The 21,994-nt window shown below is 70.6% G+C and carries 17 protein-coding genes and 1 pseudogene; 8 read left to right on the forward strand and 10 right to left on the reverse strand.

All coding sequences use genetic code 11. The features are described from left to right. Position 1: 1 nt before the first annotated feature. The 6 genes and pseudogenes from SK803_RS03170 to SK803_RS03195 form a co-directional block, all read right to left on the reverse strand. Positions 2-730 (reverse strand): annotated as a pseudogene (locus tag SK803_RS03170) (ABC transporter ATP-binding protein); the annotation flags it as partial. Next, the gene (locus SK803_RS03175; protein WP_319964195.1) at positions 723-2,633 is read right to left on the reverse strand and encodes a dipeptide/oligopeptide/nickel ABC transporter permease/ATP-binding protein; all 1,911 of its coding nucleotides are present in this window, start codon (positions 2,631-2,633) and stop codon (positions 723-725) included. The pseudogene SK803_RS03170 and the gene SK803_RS03175, both read right to left, overlap by 8 nt. Beyond that, positions 2,633-3,580 carry an ABC transporter permease gene (locus SK803_RS03180; protein ID WP_319964196.1) on the reverse strand — a complete coding sequence of 316 codons (948 nt, stop codon included), beginning with the start codon at positions 3,578-3,580 and terminating at the stop codon, positions 2,633-2,635. The genes SK803_RS03175 and SK803_RS03180 overlap by 1 nt, the downstream gene beginning before the upstream one ends. Beyond that, positions 3,577-5,148, reverse strand: coding sequence for an ABC transporter substrate-binding protein (locus SK803_RS03185; RefSeq protein ID WP_319964197.1), 1,572 nt, complete (start codon positions 5,146-5,148; stop codon positions 3,577-3,579). The genes SK803_RS03180 and SK803_RS03185 overlap by 4 nt, the downstream gene beginning before the upstream one ends. After that, on the reverse strand, positions 5,145-6,011 hold the full coding sequence (locus tag SK803_RS03190) for a serine hydrolase (protein ID WP_319964365.1): 867 nt from the start codon (positions 6,009-6,011) through the stop codon (positions 5,145-5,147). Before SK803_RS03190 ends, SK803_RS03185 begins: the two co-directional genes overlap by 4 nt. A gap of 8 nt (positions 6,012-6,019) precedes the next feature. Beyond that, positions 6,020-7,396 carry a serine hydrolase domain-containing protein gene (locus tag SK803_RS03195; protein WP_319964198.1) on the reverse strand — a complete coding sequence of 459 codons (1,377 nt, stop codon included), beginning with the start codon at positions 7,394-7,396 and terminating at the stop codon, positions 6,020-6,022. A 233-nt stretch (positions 7,397-7,629) separates the two neighbouring features. On the opposite strand from SK803_RS03195, the gene SK803_RS03200 reads away from it, so the two are divergent. The 3 genes from SK803_RS03200 to SK803_RS03210 are packed head-to-tail and all read left to right on the forward strand — an operon-like array spanning position 7,630 to position 11,587. Then, entirely contained in the window at positions 7,630-8,361 is a 732-nt protein-coding gene (locus SK803_RS03200; RefSeq protein WP_319964199.1) for an ABC transporter ATP-binding protein, read from the forward strand. A 3-nt stretch (positions 8,362-8,364) separates the two neighbouring features. Then, the gene (locus tag SK803_RS03205) at positions 8,365-10,863 is read left to right on the forward strand and encodes an FtsX-like permease family protein (protein ID WP_319964200.1); all 2,499 of its coding nucleotides are present in this window, start codon (positions 8,365-8,367) and stop codon (positions 10,861-10,863) included. A 46-nt stretch (positions 10,864-10,909) separates the two neighbouring features. After that, on the forward strand, positions 10,910-11,587 hold the full coding sequence (locus SK803_RS03210) for a DUF899 domain-containing protein (protein WP_319964201.1): 678 nt from the start codon (positions 10,910-10,912) through the stop codon (positions 11,585-11,587). A 7-nt stretch (positions 11,588-11,594) separates the two neighbouring features. On the opposite strand, the gene SK803_RS03215 is transcribed toward SK803_RS03210, so the two are convergent. After that, positions 11,595-12,848 (reverse strand): cytochrome P450, encoded by a 1,254-nt coding sequence (locus tag SK803_RS03215; protein WP_319964202.1) that lies wholly within the window; start codon positions 12,846-12,848, stop codon positions 11,595-11,597. Positions 12,849-13,129: 281 nt separating this feature from the next. On the opposite strand from SK803_RS03215, the gene SK803_RS03220 reads away from it, so the two are divergent. Beyond that, positions 13,130-13,858, forward strand: coding sequence for a class I SAM-dependent methyltransferase (locus SK803_RS03220; protein ID WP_319964203.1), 729 nt, complete (start codon positions 13,130-13,132; stop codon positions 13,856-13,858). On the opposite strand, the gene SK803_RS03225 is transcribed toward SK803_RS03220, so the two are convergent. The 3 genes from SK803_RS03225 to SK803_RS03235 all read right to left on the reverse strand — a co-directional run bounded on the left by SK803_RS03225 (position 13,859) and on the right by SK803_RS03235 (position 17,930). Beyond that, entirely contained in the window at positions 13,859-14,608 is a 750-nt protein-coding gene (locus tag SK803_RS03225) for a DUF899 family protein (protein ID WP_319964204.1), read from the reverse strand. Beyond that, positions 14,605-16,254, reverse strand: a complete 1,650-nt coding sequence (locus SK803_RS03230) for an ABC-F family ATP-binding cassette domain-containing protein (RefSeq protein WP_319964205.1) — start codon at positions 16,252-16,254, stop codon at positions 14,605-14,607. Before SK803_RS03230 ends, SK803_RS03225 begins: the two co-directional genes overlap by 4 nt. Before the next feature lie 74 nt (positions 16,255-16,328). Beyond that, the gene (locus SK803_RS03235) at positions 16,329-17,930 is read right to left on the reverse strand and encodes an ABC-F family ATP-binding cassette domain-containing protein (RefSeq protein WP_319964206.1); all 1,602 of its coding nucleotides are present in this window, start codon (positions 17,928-17,930) and stop codon (positions 16,329-16,331) included. A 228-nt stretch (positions 17,931-18,158) separates the two neighbouring features. Between SK803_RS03235 and SK803_RS03240 the strand changes: the two genes are divergently transcribed. From SK803_RS03240 to SK803_RS03255, 4 genes are read left to right on the forward strand one after another with little or no spacing between them, the layout of a single operon-like run. Then, entirely contained in the window at positions 18,159-19,094 is a 936-nt protein-coding gene (locus tag SK803_RS03240) for a patatin-like phospholipase family protein (RefSeq protein ID WP_319964207.1), read from the forward strand. A gap of 49 nt (positions 19,095-19,143) precedes the next feature. Further along, positions 19,144-19,719 carry a TetR/AcrR family transcriptional regulator gene (locus SK803_RS03245; RefSeq protein WP_319964208.1) on the forward strand — a complete coding sequence of 192 codons (576 nt, stop codon included), beginning with the start codon at positions 19,144-19,146 and terminating at the stop codon, positions 19,717-19,719. Continuing rightward, on the forward strand, positions 19,716-21,116 hold the full coding sequence (locus SK803_RS03250; RefSeq protein WP_319964209.1) for an amidase: 1,401 nt from the start codon (positions 19,716-19,718) through the stop codon (positions 21,114-21,116). The genes SK803_RS03245 and SK803_RS03250 overlap by 4 nt, the downstream gene beginning before the upstream one ends. Positions 21,117-21,127: 11 nt before the next feature. Beyond that, a complete protein-coding gene (locus tag SK803_RS03255) occupies positions 21,128-21,994 on the forward strand; it encodes an alpha/beta fold hydrolase (RefSeq protein WP_319964210.1) in 867 nt (288 codons plus the stop codon).

Below are 21,994 nucleotides of genomic sequence, written 5' to 3' on the forward strand. Positions count from 1 at the left end.
CCAGCCTGGTGTGCCGCTGTGGTGCGGCATCGAGCAGCTCTCGCGTGTACGGGTGCCGCGGGTCGGTGAGCACCTGCTCGGCCGGCCCCTCTTCCACGATCTTGCCGTTCTGCATCACCGCGATGCGGTCGCTCACGTACCGCACGACGGCGAGGTTGTGCGAGATGAACAGCATCGACAGCCCGAGTTGCCGTTGCAGGTCCCGCACCAGGTTCAGCACGGCGCCCTGCACGGACACGTCGAGCGCGGACGTGATCTCGTCCGCGATGATCACCTTCGGCTGCCCGGCGAGCGCGCGGGCCAGTGCGACCCGTTGCCGCTGCCCGCCGGACAGCCGTGAGGGCAGCGAGGTGGCGCGGCCGGGGTCGAGGTTGACCAGTTCGAGCAGCCTCGCGACCTCTGCCTTGCGGTCTGTGCCCCTCGGCATCGCCTCGGCGATCGACTGGCCGATGCGCATCCTCGGGTCGAGCGACGAGTACGGGTCCTGGAACACCATCTGCAGCCGGCGATCCCGTGGTCGCAGCCGTTGGACGTCGGCACCGTCGAGGAGGACGCGGCCGCCGGTGGGCGGGACGAGACCGACCGCCGCGGCGGCGAGCGTCGACTTGCCGGACCCCGACTCACCGACCAGCCCCACGACCTGGCCAGAAGGCACGGTCAGGCTGACGTCGTCGACGGCCCGCAGTGCGCCGTAGTGCAGGCTGACGCTCTCGAACCTCAGCTCACTCATCGGATCCTCCGTCGCTCGGCCCCGATGCCCGTTGTGTTTCACCGGTCTGGCGTGCTTCCGGCGCTCCCACCGCGGCGTCCACCAGTTCCGCCTCCATCCGCCAGCACGCCACCCGATGCCCGTCGTCCACCGCGATCAGCTCGGGCTCCTGCCGGCACCTCTCGTGCGCCAGCGGGCACCGCGGCGCGAACGGGCAGCCCGCCTCGATCTCGCCGGGCTCCGGCGGCCGTCCGGGAATCACCGCGAGCGGCGCCTCCCGATCCGTGTCCAGGTCGGGCACCGCGGCGAGCAGCGCCGTCGTGTACGGATGCCGGGCCGACGTGAACAACTCGTCGATCGGCAACTCCTCGACGATCCGCCCCGCGTACATCACCAGCACCCGATCGCACGTCTGCGCGACAACGGTGATGTCGTGGCTGATCAGCAACACCGCCGCCGACCGCTCCGCCCTGATCCGAGCCAGCAAGCGCAACACCTCCCGCTGCACGGTGACATCCAGCGCCGTGGTCGGCTCGTCCGCGATCACCAGCCGAGGCTCGCCCATCAACCCCATCGCGATCATCGCCCGCTGCCGCATCCCGCCGGAGAACTCGTGCGGGTACTGCCGAGCCCGCTTGGCCGCCGACGGAATCCGCACCGCCTTGAGCCGGTCCACCGCGCGCTCGAAGGCCGCCTTGCGCGACAACCCGTGGTGCACCTCGGAAACCTCGGCCAGCTGCCGTCCGACACGACTGGTCGGGTTGAACGACGTCATCGGATCCTGGAACACCATCGCCAGCGACGTCCCCAGCTCCCGATCAGATGTCCCGAGCAACGGCTTCCCGCCGAACTCCAGCCGATCGGCCGTCACCACCCCGGGACGCTCGACCAGCCGCGACACCGCCAGCGCCGTGAGACTCTTGCCCGACCCCGACTCGCCGACCACCCCGATCATCTCGCCCTGCCGCACCGTGAACGACACCCCGCGCACCGGCGTGACCCACCCGGCGGCCCCGGGAAACGCCACCCGCAGGTTCCGCACGGTCAGCACCCCGTCGTCACCGCCTCCGGAATCCACAGTGGACTCCCGCGGCGGCAGCGACCTGGGCCTGGCCTGCTGCCGATCACCAGCGGCGGCCGCGGCGGCCTCACCGAACAGGTTGAACGCCAGCCCGGCCACCACCACGGCGACAGCGGCTCCCAGTGCCGGCGCGGGCGTCACGTAGATCCGGTTGAGCCCCTCACCGAGCAGCCGTCCCCAGTCGTACGAAGGCGCCTGCACCCCGATGCCCAGGAACGACAGCCCGGCGAGTGCGATCAGTGCCGAGCCCGCCGCCATGGTCGCGTTGATCACCAGCGGTTCGGCGATGTTCGGCAGCACGTGCCGTGTCAGCAATCGGAACCGGCCAACCCCGCACACCCGAGCGGCGGCGATGTAGTCCCGCCCGCTGACCGACGCGGTCAGGGTCTGGGTGAGCCGGGCGAACGACGGCGCGATGGCGAACGCGATGGCGAGCACCGCGCCTTTCGTACCGGCCCCGAAGATGACCGCGAAGAACAACGCCAGCAACAGCCCGGGAAACGCCACGGCGATGTTCACCACCGAGGTGACCAGCCGGCCGGCCAGGCGGGGCAGCACGGCCGGCGCCGCGCCGAGAACGATGCCGGTCGTGACGCCGATCAGCGTGGCGAGCAGCGCGAACCCGATCGTCAGCCGGGTCGCCACCAGCACCCGGTAGAAGATGTCGCGGCCGAGGGAGTCGGTGCCGAGCAGGTGGTCGGCGGAGGGGCCCTGCTGCAACGCGTCCGTGTCGATGGCGGCGGCGCGGTCGCCCCAGAGGAGAGGGGCGAACAACGCCAGCGCCACCAGGACGGTGAGCAGGACGGCGGACGCGGCGCCGACAGGGGTGCGGAGAGCTCGCATCACGCCTCCCTGATCGTCGAACGAGGATCGAGCAGCGCCAGCACCACGTCCACCACCAGGTTCACCAGCAGCACCCCGGCCCCGTACACCAGCACGATCCCCTGCACCGCCGGGTAGTCCTTCTGCTGGATCGACCCCACGATCGTCGACCCCAACCCAGGCCACGCGAACACGTTCTCCACCAGCACAGTCCCCGCGACCAGAGCGGCGAGCATCATGCCGCCCAACGTCAAAGTCGCGGTGACGGCGTTCGGCAGCGCGTGCCGCGCGTACACCAGCCGCGACGGCAACCGCTTGGCCCGTGCGGTCCGGACGAAGTCGTTGCCCAGCACGGAAAGCAGCTCGACCCGCACGATCCGGGCCAGCACCGCGGCCGGGCCGATCGCCAGGGCGAGCACCGGCAGCACCCACGAGCCGGCGGAGTCGTTGCCCGCCACGGGGAACAGCCCGAGCTGCACCGCGAACAGGCTCACCAGCCCGACGGCGAGCAGGAACTCCGGGATCGCCGCGAACACGACGCTGAACGACGTGAACGCGAGCTCGCCGCCGCGCCGGCGGCCGCCGCGGGTCAGCACCGCCATCACGACACCCACCGGCACGGCGATCACGATCACGACCAGGAAGGCGAGCACCGCGAGCTGCACCGTCGCGGGCAGCCGGTCGCCGATCAGGTCGCCGACCGGGACGCCGCTGACCAGGGAGGTGCCGAACTCGCCGCGGAACAGGCCCGTCAGGTAGTGCCAGTACTGCACCGGCAACGGGTCGTCGAGACCCAGTGCGGCGCGGCGGGCGGCGACCAGGTCGGGTGGTGCGGTGAGGCCCAGGGACTCGCGCACCGGGTCGCCGGGGATCAGGTGGATCATCAGGAACGCCGCGGTCACCAGCACCCAGAGCGAGGTCAGGAACCGCACCGACCGACGCCGGGCGAACGGCAGCCAGGTGCTCACGAGGCGAACATCCGGATCGACGTCGGGTCGGGTCCCTCGCTCACGGTGAAACGGGCGCCCTTGACGAAGGTCGGGACCAGCGTGTCGAAGTACGGCACGAAACTGGTGTCCTTGACCAGGGCGGCCTCGGCCTTGCCCCAGTGCTCGCACCCTGCCGAGCCCGCCATCGTGGCGGCCTGCCTGGACTCCGACTCGAACGTCGGATTGGTGACGTGGCCGAAGTTCACGCCGTCCGGCGGCACCGCGCCGGACGCGAACGGCACCAGCTGGCTCGGCAGCGAGAGCGTCAGGGGCGCCATCGAGACGTCCCACGCGCCGGTGCCGAACAGCGACTGGTTGACGCCGGCCGAGTCGACGGGCTGGATCTCCACCTTGACGCCGATGCCCTGCCACGCCTGCTGGATCAGCTCGGCTCCCGCGGTGAGCGTCGGGCCGAGGACGGTCGGCTGGAGCAGTTTGACGGACAGCGGTTTGCCGTCCTTGGCCCGCGTGCCATCTGGTCCGGCCCGCCAGCCGGCGGTGTCCAGAGCGGCGGCCGCGGCGGCCTTGTCGAAGCCCGGCAGGTTCGGCGTGACGTTGTCGCCGGTGCAGGGCCGGGGTTCGATGGTCACCAGACTCTTGGACGGCCTGCCCTTGCCGTTGGTCAGCACCTTGCCCACCTGCGCGAGGTCGAGTGCCTGCACGAGTGCGCGGCGCACCGCCGGGTCCTGGCCGGGATGGCCGGAGGACTGGTTGAACGCCAGCACTCCCAACGGTGTCGCGTAGTCGACGTGATCAACCTTCTGCGCGAGCAGGCGTTCCTGGTCCGGTCCCGCCACCGTCGCCGCGGTGAGTTGCCCGGACAGCAGCAGGTTCACCGCCGTCGTCTCGTTCGCGATCACCCGGACCACGACCTTGTCCGGCAGGCCCTGCTGGTTCTGCTGCCAGTCGCCGGGTCCCCACGCGAAGTCCTTGCGCCGCGTGAGGGTGTAGTGGTCGTTCGGCACGATCTCGGACATCGTGAACATGCCGGTGCCCTGCTCGCCCTTGGCCAGCAACGCGCGGTCGCTCATGCCCTTGGCGCACACGATCGGCAGCGTGCCGACGTTGGTCAGCAGGAACGCGTCCGGTGCGCCGCTGGTCACGGTGACGGTGCGGGTCGCCTCGTCCGCGGTCGCCGAGGTGCCGGGGACGACCTGGACTCCGGCCAGCGGCGACTTGTTCTTCGGGTCGCCGACGAACGTGATGTTGGCGGCGACGTCGGCGGCGGTGAGCGGCGTGCCGTCGGAGCAGGTGACGCCCTTGCGCACGGTGAAGGTCGCCGTCGTGGTGCTGGCTTCCCACTTCTCCGCGAGACCGGCGGCGATCTCGCCCTTCTCGTTGCGCTCGATCAGCCTGGCGTAGAGGAACCGGCCGACCCAGCGGGCCGCGGACAGGACGGTGATCGCGGGATCGAGGGTGCCCGGATCCTGGCCGATCGACATGGTGAACGTCTTGCCGTCGGCCAGAGCGCCCGACTCGGAACTGCCGGAGGCGCCGCATCCGGCGGCGACGAGGGCGATCGACACGACTACGGCGGTGCGTTTCATGGCGTGCTCCGGAGGTGGTCGACGGCGAGGCGTCCGGCGCGGCCGATGACCGCGTCGACGGCGGGTTGCCTGAGGTCGAGCGACTTGGCGCGGGTGAACACGGCGACCGCGTAGCTGCGGCCGTCCGGGTAGGTGACGACGCCGGCCTCGTTGCGCACGCTCGGAAGCGTGCCGGTCTTGGCGGCGACCTGGACGTCGGCGGGGAAGCCGGAACTGAGCCGGTGCGGCCAGACCTGCTGGGCCATGATCGACCGAACCCGTTCGCACGCCTCGGGAACGGTCGCGCGGTCGGTCCAGATGGCTTCCAGCAGCGTGGTGATCTCCCTCGGTGTCGAGGAAGTCGTGCGCTCGGGGTCCACAATGGCCATCTTGTGGATCAGATCCCAGGTGGGAGCCCCGAGTGCTTCCTCGGCCTCCAGCGGGGTCATGGCGAGGTCGACGGACATCGACGCGAAGAGGTCCTCGCAGCAACCCAGGATGCGGGTGCGGTGCAGGCCGAGGTTCGAGAGCACCTTGTCGACGGCGGCCTGGCCTACGCGGTGGAAGATCACGTCCGTCGCCGCGTTGTCGCTCATCGTCATCATGAACAACGCGAGGTCGCGCCAGCTCATCTCGACGTCGTCGGCACACCCCGCGGTGCCGATCCCGCCGATCCGGTAGTGGGAGGTGACCCGCGTCCGCTCGGCCGGGTCCAGCCGTCCCGCGGCCACCTCGGCGGCGTACGCGACGGCGACCGGGATCTTGAACACCGATGCCAGCACGACCTGGTCGTCGGCACCGAAGGCGAACTCGTGGTCCGTCCCGATCTCGCGGGCGTGCACGGATCCTTCCGCGCCCGCCTCGGCGAACACGTCGGTCAACATCTCCGGGGTCACCGGGCGACCCGCCGGTCCGCACGACCGGTGTGCAGAAACAGGGCACGGCCCTGGCCGTCGTCACCGACGAACGCGTGCGGCATGTGGATGCCGAGCACCGGTTCCGCGGCGACGAGCGTGTCGTCGCGCCACGGCACCAGCTCGGTCCTGCCGGCGGACTCCGGGCTGAGCTCGGCCATGATCCCCTTCGGCACGGTCTCCATCCAGATCCGGCCGTCCGCGTCCTGCGTGACGATCCGCTCGCCGACCGCCGACACGTAGACGCCCTCGAACCGCTTGCCGTCCAACGGTTTCGGTGCTGCGGCGGGTTCGGGCATCGCGGGCAGCTCGACGCCGGTGAGCTCGCGCAGCACGTGCCGGAAGACCTCCTGGTACAGGTCGACGGTCTTGCCACCGTTGGTCAGCAAGGCGACCGCGACACCGTGCTCCGGCACCAGCCGCAGGAACGCGTTCTGCCCGATCGTGCCGCCGTCGTGGCCGATGACCGTCCCCTGTGGATAGTGGAACAGCTCCCAGCCCAGGCCCCACGCGTCGCCCATCAGCGCCAGGTCCGGCACCTGCGACTGAACCTGCTGCATCGCCGCCGCGCTCTCCGGCGAGAGCACGTCAGCGCCGCCGCTCATGTGCATCCGCGCGAACGTGAGCAGGTCGCGCGCCGACATCGCGAGCATCGACCCGGCCGGTGCGTTCGACCGGACCAGCGCCCAGACCGGCGCCACCTGCGGCCCGGCCTCGGGGTCCGGGGTGAGGTGCCCGACGGCCGCGCGGAACATGATCGCCTCGTAGGCGTCGGCCGCCGCACGGGTGAGTCCGAGCGGCGCGAACAGGTGCTCGCGCAGGCAGTCGTCGTACGACTTGCCGCGCATGACCTCGACGATCCGGCCGAGCACGCAGTAGCCGGCGTTGTTGTAGCTGAACATCTCGCCGGGCGCGAACAGCTGGGGAGTGTCGTGCAACGTGGCGACGTACTTCTCCACGCAGTCGTCACCGCGGCCGGTGTCGGTGAACAGGTCACCCTCGAAGCCCGCCGTGTGGCACATCAGCTGCCGCACGGTCATGCGGGCGGCGGCGTCCTCGTCGGCCACCCGGAAGCCGGGCAGGTAGTCGCGCACCGGCGCGTCGAGGTCGAGCAGGTTCTCGTCGACGAGCTGCATCGCGAGCGTCGTCGTCCAGACCTTGGTGATCGACCCGATCTGGAACAGCGAGTCGGTCGTCGTCTCCACGCCGGTGTTCTTGTTCAGCACCCCGGCGGCGGCCTCGGCCACCTCGTCGCCGACGGTGACGGCCACGGTGGCGCCCGGCACCTCGTACTCGGCCACCAGCCTCGGCAGGTTCTGCTGCAGCCAGTCGTTGATCTCGCTCAGCTTGGACATCCGCGCCTCATCCACCTCGACGTGACTCCGGTCGCGGCCAACGCTAGGTTCGGCGCCCCGGCGGCCACCTCGTCGTGGCCGACGAAACTGCGGGTCCGGATCTGTCCGGCCCGACGAAGCCGCCCTCGGGGTGGAGCAGGCTCTACCTCGGTCCGGGCAGCCTGCGTGATCGATCTTCGTGGTCCCCGAAATTACGTTCTTCGCAGAAGTCGTTGCGAGCCAAGGAGAACGTGATGAGGGCAGACGCGCTGTCGCTGCAGGCGGTGCGGAAGGTGTACGGCTCTGGTGGGGGCGCCGTCACCGCGCTGGACGAGGTGACCGTCGACATCCGGCGGGGCACCTTCACCGCGGTGATGGGACCTTCCGGCTCGGGCAAGAGCACCTTCCTGCACTGCGCGTCGGGCATGGACCGGCCGACGTCCGGCCGCGTGCTGCTCGGCGAGACCGACCTCGGCAGGCTGAAGGAGGCCAGGCTGACCGAGATCCGGCGCGACCGGATCGGATTCGTCTTCCAGGCCTACAACCTGCTGCCGTCGCTGACCGTGCGGCAGAACATCACGTTGCCGCTGCGGCTGGCCGGGCGTTCGGCCGACAAGGGCTGGCTGCGCGAGGTCGTCGACCGGGTTGGGCTGGCCGACCTGCTCGACCGGCACCCGTCCGAGCTGTCCGGTGGTCAGCAGCAACGGGTCGCGATCGCGCGGGCACTGGTCGCCCGGCCCGAGGTGGTGCTGGCCGACGAACCGACCGGCGCCCTGGACTCCCGGACCGCGCATCAGGTCCTGACGCTCCTGCGGTCCGTTGTGGACGAAATGGGGCAGACCGTGCTGATGGTCACGCACGACCCGGTCGCCGCCTCCGCGGCGCACAGCGTCCTGTTCCTGGCCGACGGACGGCTCGCCGGTGAGTTGCACGGACCGACGCCGGAGAAGGTCGCCGAGCGCATGACGCACCTGGGGGAGTGGTAAGCGATGCTGGATCTTGCCTGGCAGACCGTCAAGGCCCGCACCAGCGGGTTCATCGGCGCTTTCGTCGCCATCCTCTGCGGGACCGCGCTCGTCGCGGCCTGCGGCATCCTCATGGAGTCCGGGTTTCGCGGCGGCGTGCCGACCCAGCGCTATGCGGCCGCTGACGTGGTCGTCACCGGCGATCGGACGGTGCGCCCGCCAGGTGGCGACGTGCTGGCGTTCGAGCACGCGGCCGAACAGCCGGCCATTCCCTCCGCGCTGGTCGCCAAGATCGCCCAGGTGCCGGGGGTGACGGCCGCGGTGCCCGAGCGGACGTTCCCCGCCGTCGTGGTGGGGCCGGACGGGCAGGCGCTCGTTGACAAGCCGTCGCTCGGCCACAACTGGGAGTCGGCCGTGCTCGCGCCGTTCACGCTGAAGGCGGGCAGTGAGCCGCGGACCAACGACGAGGTGGTGCTCGACTCGGGACTGGCCGAGCAGGCGGGCGTGGCGCCGGGTGACCAGGTGCGGATCATGACCCGGTCCGCCCCGGTGAGCTATCGCGTGAGCGGCGTTGTCGAGGGAAGGGGAAACCGCCAGGCGACGCTGTTCTTCAGCGCCGCCACGGCGGCCGACCTCGCCGGCCGGTCCGGCCAGCTCAGCGCGATCGGTGTCCTGACCAGCGGCGATGTCGCTGATCGGATCGAGGACGTCCTCGCCGCCGACCACGTCACGGTGTCGACGGGAGCAGACCGCAGCGCGGCCGAGTTCGACGACGTCAGCCAGACCAAGGCGATCCTGGCGATCCTCGCCGGCTCGTTCGGCGGCTACGCGGTCCTGGTCGCGATCTTCGTCGTGGCCAGCACGCTCGCCCTGACCGTCGAGCAACGCCGCCGCGAGTTCGCCCTGCTGCGGGCCGTCGGCGCGACACCGAGGCAGGTTCGCAAGCTGATCGGCGTCGAGACGACGGTGGTGTCCGTGATCGCCGGCGTGATCGGCAGTCTCCTGGGCATCGCGGTCGGCCACGGGCTGCGCGACGCCTTCGCGAACATCGGCGTGGTCCCGGCCGACTTCGAGCTCTCGATCAGCCCGCTACCGCTGGTCGCCGCCCTGCTGATCGGCATCGGCGCGGCCCGCCTGGCAGCCTGGAGCGCGTCGCGGCGCCCGTCCTCGATCAACCCCGTCGAGGCGCTGGGGGAGGCTGCGGTGCAACGCGAGGACGTCGGCCGGATCCGCCTGACCATCGGGTACGTCCTGATGGCGATCGGCGCCGTGGCGACCACGCTGCCGTTGTTCATCCGCGGTCAACTCGGCGCGGCGATGTCGGTGATGGCGACGCTGGTGCTGATCATCGGCCTGTCGCTGGCCGGGCCGAGGGTGATCGGCGGCGCGGTCCGGCTGATCGCACCGGCGCTGAGCAGGTTCTCCGGCGTGAGCGGCTACCTGGCGTCCGCGAACGTCCTCAAGAACTCCCGGCGGCTGGCGGCCGCGGTGACGCCGTTGATGCTCGCCATCGGGTTCGCGGTGGTCAACTACTACAGCCAGACCACCTTCACCGCGGCCGTGCGGCAGGAGACGACCCGATCGATCACGGCGGACCACGTCATCACCGGTGTGGCGGGCGTGCCTGCCGAGGTCGCCGACGCCGTGCGGCGGATGCCGGGCGTGACCGCGACGTCGTTGGTGCGCACGCAGGTGATCACCGCCAGCAAGACCGGCGACACCGTCGAGGTGAACCGCGGCCCGGCCAACGGCCTCGACGCGACGGCAGGCGGCGCGGTCGACCTCGATGTCGTCACGGGCGATCTCAAGGACCTCACCACGGGCACGGTGGCGTTGAGCGACGCCCACGCCAGGTGGGAGGACAAGAAGGTCGGTGACACCGTCGAGTTCTGGTTCGCCGACGGTCAGCCCGCCAAGCTGCGGGTGATCGCGACTTACGACCACGACCTCGCGTTCGGCGACCACGTGCTGTCTGCCGCCGACGCCCGTGCTCACACCACTGCGGGGATGGACAGCGCCGTGCTGGTGAAATCCGGCGACGCAACGGCCTTGCGTGAGCTGACCAGCCGTTATCCCGGCTTGGCCGTGACCGGCAGCGTGGCGGTGCAGGACCGGAGTGATGAGCGGACCCAGTTCCTGCTCAACCTCGTGGCGGTCGGCGTGATCCTCGGGTACGTCGCGATCTCGGTGTCGAACACGCTGGTGATGTCGACGGCCGCGCGGCGACGTGAGTTCGCCCTGCTGCGTCTGGTCGGCACCGGACGTCGTCAGGTCGTGCGGATGATGCGGGCGGAAGCGGTGGTGACCGTCGGTCTCGCCGCGGCGCTGGGGTCGTTGGTCGCCGCGCTTCCGTTGACGTTGCTGGCGATCGGCTTCACCGGTGTGCCGCTGCCCGCCGGAGGGGTCTGGGTGTACCTGGGCGTGCTCGCCGGAGCGGCGTTGCTGGGGGTGGTGTCGATCGCCGTGTCCACGCGGTTGTCGTTGCGCGCCAAGCCGATCGACACCATCGGCAGCCGTGAGTGACCAGCGGCGGAGTTTGCCGGGTCGGCGGTACGGGTACGGCTCGCACATGCCGGCTGTCGTATCGGCGGACGAATGGGACGCGGCCCGCCAGGAGCTTCTGCGCAAGGAGAAGGAGCACACCCGCGCCAAGGACGCACTGGCAGCGGAACGCCGCCGGCTGCCGTGGGTGCGGGTGGAGAAGCAGTACGCGTTCGAGGGGCCGGAGGGACAGGTCGGCCTGCCCGGCCTGTTCGACGGGCGGCGCCAGTTGATCGTCTACCGGCACTTCTTCGAGCCGGGGGTCGCGGACTGGCCCAAGGGCGGCTGCAGCGGCTGTGCGATGTTCACCGACAACCTCGGTCACCTCGCCCACCTCAACGCCCGCGACACCACGTTCGTGCTCGTCTCGCCCGCTCCGCAGGACGACGTGAAGCGCTACCGGCACCGCATGGGCTGGGACGAGGTGCCCTGGTACACGACGCGGGACGACTTCTCGAAGGACTTCGGCGTCGACGAGTACTTCGGCCTCAACGTCTTCATCCGCGACGGCGACGAGGTCTACCGCACCTACTTCACCAACGCGCGCTCGGCGGAGCAGATCGGCAACGTGTGGAGCCTGCTCGACCTCACCCCGCTCGGCCGCCAGGAGGACTGGGAGGACTCGCCGGAGGGCTGTCCGCAGGAAGCGCCGTACCAGTGGTGGCGTCGCCACGACGAGTACGGCACCCCGGTGGACGCCGGCTGACGAGCCGTCAGAGGATCGGGCTGGTGTGCTCGCCGAGGTGGACCGGCAGCGAGTGCAGCCCGTAGACGATGGAGAGCTTGCGGAACGACAGGTCGCCCGGTTCGACCGCGAGCCTCATCTCCGGGAAGCGCCGCACGAGCGCCGGGTAAGCGATCCGCAGCTCCATCTTCGCCAGCTCGGCCCCGATGCACCGGTGAGCGCCATAACCGAACGCGAGGTGCTGGCCGGCCTGCCGTTCCGGGCAGATGTCGTCCGGCGAGGAGTAGACGCCAGGGTCGCGGTTCGCCTGGGACAGCGAGCACGCCACGATGTCTCCCGCGCGCACTCTCGTCCCGGCGACGTCGATGTCCTTGCGGGCGACGCGGAGGAACGCCACCTGCACGACGGACTGGTGGCGCAGCAGTTCGTCGACCACGCCGCCCACGGCCTGGTCGTCGTCGCGCACCTGGCCGAACAGACCGGGGTCGCGCAGCATCGCGAGCGTGCCGAGCGAGATCATGCTGGCCGTCGTCTCGAACCCGCCGGTGAGCAGCCCGTCGGCGAGACCGGCCAGTTCGTCGTCGTCCAGCTCGTCACCGTGCTTGCGGATGAGCTCGCCCAGCAGACCGTCGTTGGGGGCCTTGCGCAGGGTGCGGACCAGTTCGCGGAAGTAGACGACCGACTGCGACACGGCGGACAGCGAGGTCGTGGCGGCACCGCCCAGGTCGAACCGCGCCACGCTGCGGCGCTGGAACTCCTCGCGCTCGCTCGCGGGCACGCCCAGCAGCTCGCAGATCGTGAGCGCCGGCACGGGCATGGCGAAGTCCTCGACGAGGTCGACCGGACCGTCCTTCATGGACATCAGGTCGAGCTGGTCCGTGACGATCGCCTCGATCCGCGGGATGAGCCGCGAGAGCCGCCGCATGGTGAACTCCGGCGTCAGCACCTTGCGCAGCCGCGTGTGCTCCGGCGGGTCGCTGAACCCGAGCCCGCCCGGCGCCTCGTCCGCGAACAGGCCCATCTCCTTGAAGTGGGTGAAGTCGTTGCTGAACGACTCGGAGTCGACCAGCACCTGCTTGGACGCCTCGTAGCCGGTCACCAGCCACACCGTCACCGGCAGCGGCAGCCGCGTCACCGGCCCGTGGGCCTGCATCCGCGCGAGCTCGGGCACGGGGTTCAAGCCGTTGCGCCGCAGCGGGGCCAGCACGCGCGAGGGTACGAACCAGGACGACCCGAGGTCGAACCCGGTCTTGCTCAGATGCGCGAGGAACCGTTTCCCCATCCATCCGGTCACGCGCGACCGGACATCTGTCGCTGACTGCAGAACGTCCCTCATGAGGCGGCTGTCCCTTCGGCGGAAAGGTGACGTGGCGGTGACGACCACCGGAACGGACAATAACGACGACGCCGCTCGCTAGTCGTCATACCTGGGCCTAACGCGCCGTCATACTTTGGTCCAGATGTCGATCAAAACCAGTACAAGCGGTGCGGAGGGTGTTCCGAACGGTACAGCGCGCCGGGATTGCCGGTGAGTTCAACCGCACAACCTGGCATCGTCGGGGGATGACGAGTGCCGAGGGCTTCGACCGCTGGTACGCCGATCGCGTCGCGTCCCCTGTGGCCGATGAACTCGTGCACCGCGTGCTCGCCCTGCCGCCGGGCCTGGAGTCGACCAGCCTGCTCGGCGGCGCCGGGCTGGCCGAAGTCGTGGCGGCCCTGGGTCTCCTGCCGGGTCAGGTGTTGCTGGACCTGGCGTGCGGGCGCGGCGGGTACGGCCTGGAGGTCATGCGCCGCACCGGGTGCCGGCTCGTCGGGGTGGACTTCTCCGCCGTCGCGATCGAACAGGCGCGGCAGCGGACCGGCGGCGACTTCCGGGTCGGTTCGATGACCGCCACGGGCCTGCACACGGCGTGCGTCGACGCGGTGCTCGTCGTCGACGCCATCCAGTTCGCGTCGCCGAAGCCGGCCGCGTTGCGGGAGTGCCGGCGGGTGCTGGTCCCCGGTGGACGGTTGGTGATCACGTGCTGGGAGCCGGTCGACCCCTCCGACGAACGGCTGCCGGCGAAGATGCGGGAGATGGACCTGGCCAGGCAGCTGCCGGAGGCGGGGTTCGCCGACGTCGAGGTCGTCGAGAAACCGGAGTGGCGGGTCGTCGAGAAGCAGCTGTGGGAGGAAGCCCTCGCCGTCGACGCTCCTGACGACCCGGCCGTGCGGTCGATGCAGGACGAGGCGCGGCGAGTCCTGTCGCACTTCGACGGACTGCGCCGCGTCCTCGTCACGGCCACGAGCTGATCAGTGGCAGTGCCCCTGCCGCCCCAGGGTCTTCTCCGGCGTCGCCCCCGGCCTGGTCCACTGCGCCGTCGGCCGGCCCGTCTCGCCCCACGTCGAGTTCCCGTCGGCGTCCGTGCGCCAGAACCACCCGGCGGGCTTCGCCTCCGGCCAGCCCTCGGGGTGGTCCTCCCAGTCCTCGCCCCGGCCGCGCACGGTCTGGTCGAGCAGCGCCAGCGACCCGTTGACCCGTTCGCAACCGCGCCCGGTCGTGGAGTAGGTGAGGAACACGCGATCACCGTCGCGCAGGTAGCTGGTGAGGTAGCCCATGTCCCCACCGGCCGGCCCCTCCACCCCGCGCACCGAGTACCAGGGCTGCGTGTAGCCCATGAACTCGACGAACGGGGCCACCTCCTCCCAGGCGCCCGCGGTCAGGTAGGCGAACGAGACCCCGCGGGCGTTGAGGTATGCGGCGTTGCCGAAGTGCCATGGCACGTGGGTGCAGCCCTCGCACTGCCCCTGGTGTGGCGCGCCGTCCCACCACATGTGCTTGTAGACCACGAGCTCGTCGCGCCCCTGGAACAGGTCCAGGAACGGCACCGGCCCGCCGGCCCCGACGACCTCGACCTTGCCGTCGAACTCGACCATCGGCAGCCGGCGGCGGGCCGCGGCGATCGCGTCGCCCTCACGCGTGTGGGCCTTCTCGCGGACCAGGAGCTCGTCGCGAGCCTGCTGCCAGGTGGCGAGGTCGACGATGGGCGGCTGTCCGGTCATGGTTGTCCTCCGTGGAGATCGGTTGTTCTCCTTGCACAGAGGTGTCGAAGCCGCCGGCTCCGTTTCGACATGGCTTTCGCCTGAAGGGAGATTTCCGCTCCCCGCCAGCGCGCCCTCAGCCAGCGGTCGTGGCTGGCCAGCACGATCGCTCCTGGTCCGGGCCCCAGCGCGGCCTCCAGTTCGTCGCACAACGTCGGCGAAAAGTGGTTGGTGGGTTCGTCGAGCAGCAGCAGGTCCGGTGGATCGGCCACCAGCAACGCGAGCTTGAGCCGCCGCTGCTGGCCGACCGACAACGTGCCGACCGGCTTGCCCAGATCCCACCGGTGCAACAGTCCCAACGACTCCAACGGCACCTGCGCGACCCGTTCGGCACCGAGCGCCCGGCCGTAGGTGCCCCGCGCGGTGAGACGCGGGTTGGCGAACCGGGTGTCCTGGTCGAGCAACCCGGTCCGCAGACCGGGATGCCGCCGCACGCCCGCCGCTTCGAGCTGCCCGGCCAGGACGAGCAGCAGCGTCGACTTGCCCGCGCCGTTGGGGCCGGTCACGAGGAGCCGGTCGCCGTCGCGCACGTCCAGGAAGCCGAGCCGGAGCCGTCCGGGAACGTCGACTTCGCGCAGTGACAACAAGAACTCGGTCGGCGTCAGCCCCGGCGGCCGGAAACTCAGCGGCCGCGGGGGAGCGGGCACGCTGCGCCGCTCCAGATCTTCGAGCCGGCGCGTGGCGTTGCGGACGCGTCGGGAGATCTGGCTCTGCACGCGGTTCGCGCGCACGCCGTAGCCCATCTTGTCGCTGTCGCGCATCACCCGGTTCGGCGCGACGCGACCGCCGATCAGGCCGAGCGACTCCCGCAGCTCGGTGAGCTCCTCCTGTTCTTCTTCGTATCGGCGTTCCCATCGGTCGCGGTCGGCGCGCTTCTGCGTGACGTACTCGCTGTACGTGCCGCCGAACCTGGTGGGCCCGTCGACCGCCGGGTCGAGGTCGACCAGGTCCGTGCACACGGCGTCGAGGAAAGCCCGGTCGTGGCTCGCCAGCACGACGGTGCCGGGCAGGCCGCGCAACTGTTCCTCCAGGAACGCGGCCGCGGCATCTTCGAGGTGGTTGGTCGGCTCGTCCAGCAGCAACGCCGACGGCCTGCGGACCACGAGCGCGGCCAGCGCGAGCCTGCGGCGCTCGCCACCGGACAGCGAACCGAGCGTGCGATCCCTCGTGACAGCGCCAAGCCCGAGTCCGTCGAGGACGATGTCGGCCCGGCGGTCCGCGTCCCAGGCCTCGTGCCGCTCGGCCAGCTCCAGTCGTTCGGCGTAGAGGTCCGGCTGCTCGTCGATGACGGCGGCGAGACGGTCGAGTTCGGCGAGGTCCTCGCGTGCGTCGGCGAGCGCGTCGTCGAGGACGTCAGCGACGGTCGCGGACTCGGCGTAGGGCATTTCCTGGTGCAGAAAGCCCAGGTCAGGTGGCCGCTCCACGGTGCCGCCATCGGGTTGGTCGACGCCAGCGAGCAGGCGGAGGAGCGTCGACTTGCCCGCGCCGTTCTCGCCGATGAGGCCGATGCGCCGGCCGGGTGCCGCGGTGAGCGACACCCCGTCGAGCACGCGCCGCCCTCCGAAGGTGCGGACGAGTTCGTGGGCGATCAGGGCTGCTTCAGCCACGTGGGGCCTCCCGCAGCCGCCAGGTCGCCCTTCCAGCGGCGAGACGCAGGTGTTCGCCGCCGACCGCGGCTGCCTCACCCACGAGCGGCCTCCAGCAGCTTGCCGCCGTCCAGCCGCAGCCAGCGGTCGATCTTCACCTCGCTCAGGAACCGTTCGTCGTGGCTGACGACGACGAACGCGCCCCGGTACGCGTTCAGCGCGCTCTCCAGCTGCCCGGCGCTGACCAGGTCGAGGTTGTTCGTGGGTTCGTCGAGCAGCAGCAGTCGTGGCGCGGGTTCGGCGAACAGGATGCACGCCAGCGTGGCCCGCAGGCGCTCGCCACCGGACAGCACGCCGACCGCCAGATGGGCTCGCGCGCCGCGGAACAGGAAGCGCGCCAACAGGTTCATCCGGTCCGCGGGCGGCATCGCCGGGGCGAACGCGGCCAGGTTCTCCGCCACCGTGCGGCCGTCGTCGAGCAGGTCCAGCCGCTGCGACAGGTACGCGACCCGGCCGTCGGCTCGTTTCACCTCACCGGTGTCCGGCGTCAGCGAACCGTGGATCACCCGCAGCAGCGTCGACTTGCCGGCGCCGTTCGGGGCGGCCAGCGCGATCCGTTCCGGTCCGCGGATCGTCAGGTCCAGGCCGTCGAACAAGTCCCGCACCCGCAGGCCAGAGCCGTCGAACAAGGTGCGGCCGGCGGGAACGGCGGTCTGCGGGAGTTCCAGGCTGATCTTCTGCTCGTCCTTCAACGAGCGCTCGGCGTTGTCCAGCCGGGTTTTCGCGGCGCTGAGCCGGGCGGCGTGGGTGCCGTCGGCCTTGGCGGCGGACACCTCGGCGTTGCGCTTCATGTTGCCCGCGAAGATCTTCGGCAGACCCGCGTTGGACAGGTTGCGCTGGGCGTTCGACGCACGGCGGGCGGCGCGTTCGCGGGCCTGCTGCATCTCCCGCTTCTCGCGCTTGACCTCCTGCTCGGCGCTGCGGATGTTCTTCTCCGCCACCTCGCGCTCGGCTTCCACGGCCTGCTCGTACTCGCTGAAGTTGCCGCCGTAAAAGCGGATCTCGCCGCCGTCGAGCTCGGCGATCCGGTCCATCCGGTCGAGCAACGCCCGGTCGTGGCTCACCACGAGCAGGCACCCGCGCCAGTCGTCGAGCACGGCGTAGAGCTTGTGCCGCGCGTCCAGGTCGAGGTTGTTGGTGGGTTCGTCGAGCAGCAGCACGTCCGGCTGCTTCAACAACTGCGCCGCGAGCCCCAGCGACACGATCTGACCGCCGCTCAGCCTGCCGAGCACCCGGTCGAGCGCGAGGTCGCCGAGCCCCAGCCGGTCGAGCTGGGCGCGAGTGCGTTCCTCGAGGTCCCAGTCGTTGCCGATGGTGGTGAAGTGCTCCTCGCCGGCGTCACCGGACTCGACGGCCTTGATCGCGCTCAGCACCGCCGCGACGCCGAGCACCTCGGCGACGGTCAGCTCGGCGGTGAGCGGCAGGTCCTGCGGGAGATAGCCGAGCACGCCGTCGACGGACACGCTGCCGTCGTTCGGCGTCAGCGCTCCGGCCGCGAGCTTGAGCAGCGTCGACTTGCCGGCGCCGTTGGGGGCGACCAGACCGGTGCGGCCGTCCGGCACGGTGGCGGACAGGCCGTCGAACACAGGGGTGTTGTCCGGCCAGGCGAACGACAGGTTCGACAGGACGATGGACATGGGTGAGACCTCGGGATGTGCCTGCGCGCGACCAGTCGCGGCGCGAGTGGACAAGGGGACGACAAGACGGCCATCGGGTTCGATGGCCTGTCACATCCAGGGCTCACCCTGAGATGTCGTCTTCACCCACCAGCACGTCGAGCTCCTCTTCGATGATCTCCACTTCCACGCTAGCAGGAGTGGGCAATCCGGTAGCGGCGAGCGGCCGCGTGACGTTCACTCGACTGTGTGACTGACGACGTGCTCCAGCTGCTGCGTGACCGCAAACAGCACCAAACCACGCCAGGACAGCGCACTGACGACGCCCGCCTGGTGTTGCTGATCGAAGGCGGAAGCTCGCGCGGTGCCTACTCGAGCGGCATGACCGTCGCGATCGAACGGCTCGGGCTGCTGCCCATGTTCGACGCTGTCTACGGCAGTTCGGCGGGGTCGCTGAACGCCGCGTGGTTGTTGTGCGGCCGCGCGGACAGCAGCAAGCACGCGTGGTGGGATCCGGCCGTCATGCGGTCCACGATCAACCCGATGCGCGCCTTCCGCCGGCAACCGGTCGTGGACACGAGGCATCTCGTGCACACCATCTACACCGAGGTCATGCCGATGGGCTTCCAGGACATCCTGGACAATCCGGTCGAGTTCCACCCGATGGCCACGGACGCCCTCACCGGCGAATCCGCCGACCTGTTCGGCCGGATCCACGACGTCCCGAGCCTGCAGGCCGCGCTGCGGGCGTCGACCGCGATGCCACTGCTCGCCGGACCACCGGTGATGATCGACGGCCGTCCGTACGTCGACGCCGGCATGAGCGAGATGGTGCCGGTGCGGTCGGCGATCGCCCAGAAGGCCACGCACATCGTCGTCCTGCGCACCGTGCGGGCCGACGAGGTTCCCATGGCGCCGTCTCGTAGCGAACGGATGGTGCTGTCGCGCTGGTTCGCCCGGCACGCGCCGGGTGTCGTCGAGACGTGGTTGCGCCGCAGGGAAGGCAGGATCGAGGAGGAAGAGGTTCTCGCGTCCCGCCCCGCCTGCCTGCAGATCCGCCCACCGCTCGGCAGCCTGCGGGTCGGCCGCACCGAACGCCGTCCGGACCTGCTGCGCAAGGTAGTCGACATCGGCATCGACACCGCGATGAACGAACTGGCGACCTGTGTCCTGGAGCCGCGATGACCTTCGTGCTACGTTAACGCAACAACCTGTTGCTAAATGGAGGCCGACGGTGGCGGGACGTCCGCGGGACCCGGAGCTCGAACAGCGGTTGCTCGCGACGGCGTGGTCGTTGCTGACCGCCGGCGGCTACGACGCGCTGACGCTGACCCAGGTCGCGGCGCAGGCGAACGCCCATCGGACCGACGTCTACCGGCGGTGGCGCGGCAAGGCGCGGCTGGTGGCCGACGTGTTCGACGAGTTCCTGCCGCCGGTGCCGGACTTCGACACGGGCTCGCTCCTCGACGACCTCAGGGCGTTCGTCACCGACCTGGCAGAGGCCTGGGACCAGCCGTGGAACGACGGCCTGGTCGGCTTCCTCGCCGACCTGCGCCAGGACCCCGAGGCGGAGCGCACGTTCCGCGCCCTGGTCGCGCGGCGGTCGCAGCCGGTGGTGGACGCGATCGCCAGGGCCGTGCGGCGCGGTGAGATCGCCGAGGTCCCGGACCTGGCGCTGGTCGGCAACCTGCTGGAAGGCCCGCTGATGCACCGGCGGATGTTCGGTGGCCGGCCGATGACGCCCGGCGAGCTCGACGTGGTGACGCGGTCGGCGCACCAGCTGCTCACCGCAACGCCGGTGACGCCGTGAGCGACCTCCACGAGCTCACCGCCGCCCAACAGCTGCGTGCGTTGCGCGCCAAGGAGATCAGCTCCCGTGAACTGACCGAGCACTACCTGGCGCGCATCGACCGGCTCGGCGCCGAGCTGGGCGCGTTCGTGACCGTCAGTGCCGAATCGGCGCTGGAAGAGGCCGATCGCGCGGACGAACGACTGGCCGCCGGTGAGCGGCCGGCGTTGCTCGGGCTGCCGCTGGGCATCAAGGACCTGTCTCCGACCGCCGGCATCCGCACGACGTTCGGCTCGGCGGCGATGGCCGAGTTCGTGCCGGGGGAGGACTCCTGGGCCGTCGGGTTGCTGCGGCAGGCGGGCGCGGTCGTGCTCGGCAAGACGAACACGCCGGAGTTCGGTTCCACCTGCTACACCGAGAACGACGTCACCCCGCGTCCGTCCGTGACGCCCTACGCGCTGGACCGCTACTCGAGCGGGTCCAGCGGCGGCACGGCATCGGCGGTCGCGGCGGGACTCCTGCCGGTCGGGCACGGCAGCGACGGCGCGGGTTCGATCCGCACGCCTGCCGCCACCTGCCATCTCGTCGGGGTGAAGCCGAGCCGCGGCCTGGTCAGCGCGGCACCCGCCACGTCGTTCTTCGTCGCCTCCACCGAGGGCCCGATCGCGCGCACGGTCGAGGACGCCGTACTTCTCCTCGAAGTGATGGCGCATCCCGCACCCGGCGATCTCTACGGCTGGAGCCACCCCGGCGGCTTCACCAAGACGCTCCAACGCCCGCTCAAGGTCGCGATGTGGACGGACACCGGACTCGACCAGGACGTTGACCCACAAGCGGAACTCGCGGTCCGGCGCACGGCGGAAGTGCTCACCGGGCTCGGTCACGACGTTCGCGAGATCCCGCTCCCGGCCCGGTGGGACGAGCCGGTGCGGCAGGCGATCGTCACGTGGTTCGCGTACTCCGTGGGGGTGGCGGTGCAAGCGATGATGTTGCAGGACCGCACACATCTCCTGTCGTCGTACTCCCAACAGCTCCTCTCCATCAACGACACGTTGTCCGCCAACGACATCGTCACCTCCCAGGCTCTGCTCGCCCGCTACGCCAGCACGATGCTGGCCGGGGTCGACGACTACGACGTCGTGCTCACGCCCACGACGAACGGCGCGCCGGTCCCGATCGGGTACTACGACGGCGACGAGGCCGAGCGGATGTTGCGCTGGTCCTGCCACACGCCGTGGGTGAACCTCGTTGGTGTGCCTGCGGTTTCCCTTCCGTCGCATGTGGACGGTGAAAGTCTGCCGCACGGCGTTCATCTCATCGGACGCCACCGCCAGGACGCCGACCTGCTCGCCCTGGCCGCGCAGCTGGAGAGCGCGGCGCTCTGGGAAGAACGCCACCCGCCCTGCTGGAACCAGTGAAAGGCAGCACGATGCTCGATCCCGGGCCCGGCCTGACCGAGCGGATCGTCACCCTGCCGGACGGGCGGAAGCTGAGAACCGTGGTGGCGGGGGAGGGCGACGGGCCGCTGGTCGTGTTCGAGGCGGGGATGAGCGCGCCCGGATCGTCGTGGATCCACACCCAGCGCGAGGTCAGCGCCCGCTACCGCACGTTGTCCTACGACCGCGCGGGCTACGGCGGCAGCGACGAGGACCCGCACGACCGCACGCTCGACCGGATCGTCGACGACCTGACCGCGGTGCTCGCCACGGAAACCGAGCCGGTGGTGCTCGTCGGGCACAGCTGGGGCGGGCCGATCATCAGGCTGTTCGCCGACCGCCACCCGGAGCGGGTCGCGGGGATGGTGTTCGTCGACTCGACCCTCGCCGAGGTGATGTCGACGAGGAACGCCAAGATCGCGGCCCGCTTCTTCACGCTGCTGGGGTTGCTGGCCCGCATCGGCGGCAAGGGGCTGATCAAGAGGCTGACGTTCCGCAACGGCGTCTCGCCGGAGATCGCCGAGGCCGACGTGGCGATCATGACCCGCGACTACGCGAGCGTCAGGGCGATGCGGGCGGGCAGCCGGGAGGCGCGGCAGATCGAGTCCGCGCTGCCCGTGATGCGCCGGCTGCAGGACAAGGGCACGCCGGACGTGCCGACGGTGTGCCTGCAGGCGGGCCTGGTCGAGCGGGGCATGGCCGAGTGGCGGCCGAAGTTCAACCAGTGGGCGGCCGACCTGATGGCCGCCGTCCCGCGCGGCAAGATGATCGTGGTCGAGGACGCGGGGCACCTCATCCCGCAGGAGAACCCCGCCGTCGTGCGCGAAACCATCTTCGGGGTCGTCGAGCGGCTACCTTGA

The organism is Lentzea miocenica (assembly GCF_033949945.1).
GTDB classification, from domain to species: domain Bacteria; phylum Actinomycetota; class Actinomycetes; order Mycobacteriales; family Pseudonocardiaceae; genus Lentzea; species Lentzea miocenica.